The organism is Okeania sp. SIO2B9 (assembly GCF_010672505.1).
Classification (GTDB): domain Bacteria; phylum Cyanobacteriota; class Cyanobacteriia; order Cyanobacteriales; family Microcoleaceae; genus Okeania; species Okeania hirsuta.
This window is the reverse complement of record NZ_JAAHGK010001279.1, coordinates 1-2,177: the sequence shown is the minus strand read 5'-3', so window position 1 is coordinate 2,177 and position 2,177 is coordinate 1. Positions and strand designations below refer to the sequence as shown.

The following is a 2,177-nucleotide window of genomic DNA, read 5'->3' as shown; positions in this document are numbered from 1 at the left end:
CAATAAGATCCCCTTTATTAAGTTTATGGTCGAACATAGTGACAACATTGTTATTCACTATATTGACAAAAGGCATAAGTATGTCCCATGATTTTTGAACTCTATCCCATCCTCGATTGAAAAATCCTTGTGTTCGAGCTTCCTTTTGTTGTGCAACTGTCAGAGTTTTGAATTTATCTGTATTTCTTCGTTGCCATTGCTGATAATTTAAACCTTGAACTATCTTCATTAAGACTACCTCTTTTAAACTACTTTTTTATCAAAATAATATTCAATTTTCTGCCATACATCCATACCGTAATACTTGATAATATATTTCTTGGTCATATTTTGTTGGTGTCTTAATACATCAAGCTTAGTGTTAACTTCTTTTTTGAGTTGATGACTTTCTAAAACAACTTCCTCTGCAATTTCTTGATGCTCTTCCATAGCATCTTTTATATCTTCTACATGATGTTCGTAGTCAGTCTGATGCACTAAGTCTTTTTCTTTTAATAATTCAGCACGTTCTTTACCTACTTTAGATAGTGCATTTTTTAACCATCGACCTATTTGTAGAAGCTCAGAATTTTCCGGATTTAAAAATTGCTGTAGTTGACTCTCAGCTCGATCTGCTCTTTCTTTTTCTGCATTAGCTTTGGTTTCTGCCATCTTTGCCTTTTTATTTGCTTTACCTGTATTTTGACTTAACATATATCTGTTGTAAGTATTGGCAGGTTTGACAATTTGCAAAGGACGTAAGTTTTCATACACTTCCAAGATGTCGTCATCTGTCAGTTTTAAATCCAGGTACTCTTGTCTTATACCTGAATTTTTGGCGATTATACGAATCTTATCTTTTCTTTCTTTTTTACTTAATGTCATTTTTTTTCCTATTATAATTATTGCATCATATCATGTCCACTAGACATCTCCAATAATAAAAAATAAAATCAATTATCGTAGACAAATCATCAATTCTTTCCTTCTACTCCCTACTCCCTACTCCCTACTCCCTACTCCCTCTTTTCTGGAAATGTCTACTTGAATACTTACTATCATGTCTGGAGAATTAGTGATGAAAAAACTTTCTCCTTCTCTTCTTCTTTATTCCCTCCTGAATTGCAGAATTACTGTTTGCGGAGCATTCCGTAGGAAATTCTGACTCCTGAGTAGTTTATTTATAACTATTCAACCAGATATGATATTACTGTGCTTGTACTGCTGGAATAGATTTTTGCTCCCATTCAAAGGCAGTATATTTCCCACCTAAAGCTTCCACTATTGTTCGAGTATTAGACTCTAACATTTTAACGTAACTATCTCCCTCACTTCCTGGAGCGCCAATAGAATCAGAATATAACTCTCTTGGCGCTAACTTTACTCCTGCTTCCTGAGCTACAGTTGTGATCAACTGAGGATTAATTGTTGTCTCAGCAAAAATTGCAGGTACTCCAGTTTTCTTAATTTCCTCTGCCAAATTTTTCACTGTCTTTGCACTGGGTTGCTCTTCGGTACTCATCCCAATTAAAGTTCCAGTCATCTCTAAACCATAAGCTCTGACATAATATTCAAAAGCATCATGGGTTGTCACCAATCGGCGCTTACTTTCTGGAATAGTTGCTATTTGTTCGCTAATCCAAGTATCAACTGCCAGTAACTCCTCAGTTAGTCTCGCTGCATTCTCCGTAAACAACTCTTTATCTTCCGGCGACAAATTAATCAAAGCATCCCGAATTCCATTTACCATCAAAATCCCATTTTTTGCATCACCCCAAACATGGGGGTCTGGCACTAACTCGCCCTGATCTGGATTTTGCAATGGTGTAACCTTTTCCCCCACGGCCAATTTTTGGGCTTTTATACCAGCAGCATTCATCAGTTTAATTAAACCAGGTTCCAAATTGTAGCCATTGTAAACAATTAAGTCCGCTTCCTCAAAAGCCACACTATCAGCAGGCACAGGTTCATAAATATGGGGGTCAGCTCCGGGTTCCATAATTCCCTGATGCTCAATTTCATCCTCACCTATTTTTTCTGTCATATCGGCAATTATGGTGCTAGTAGAAACTACTTTAGGTTTTTTTCATTACCGTCTGAAAATGGGGCGGCACAGGTACTTATCCATAATCCCAATAAAATTCCTAATGCTGGCCAAAACTTTTGTGGGAAACCTTTAGTAGAAATACTGCTTAATT

Annotated in this window: 2 protein-coding genes and 1 pseudogene; all 3 read right to left on the bottom strand. The window is 36.5% G+C overall.

Annotated features, from left to right (window positions below; translation table 11 throughout):
• Positions 1-229: pseudogene (locus tag F6K13_RS29820) on the bottom strand (hypothetical protein); the annotation flags it as partial.
• Between the two features lie 14 nt (positions 230-243).
• The gene (locus tag F6K13_RS29815) at positions 244-864 is read right to left on the bottom strand and encodes a hypothetical protein (protein WP_124147604.1); all 621 of its coding nucleotides are present in this window, start codon (positions 862-864) and stop codon (positions 244-246) included.
• Between the two features lie 322 nt (positions 865-1,186).
• On the bottom strand, positions 1,187-2,023 hold the full coding sequence (locus tag F6K13_RS29810) for a metal ABC transporter solute-binding protein, Zn/Mn family (RefSeq protein ID WP_375340687.1): 837 nt from the start codon (positions 2,021-2,023) through the stop codon (positions 1,187-1,189).
• Between the last annotated feature and the right edge of the window lie 154 nt (positions 2,024-2,177).

Excerpts from the sequence above, each read along its gene's own strand:
- F6K13_RS29815 (WP_124147604.1), bottom strand. The coding sequence starts at position 864 with ATGACATTAAGTAAAAAAGAAAGAAAAGATAAGATTCGTATAATCGCC.
- F6K13_RS29810 (WP_375340687.1), bottom strand. The coding sequence starts at position 2,023 with ATGACAGAAAAAATAGGTGAGGATGAAATTGAGCATCAGGGAATTATG.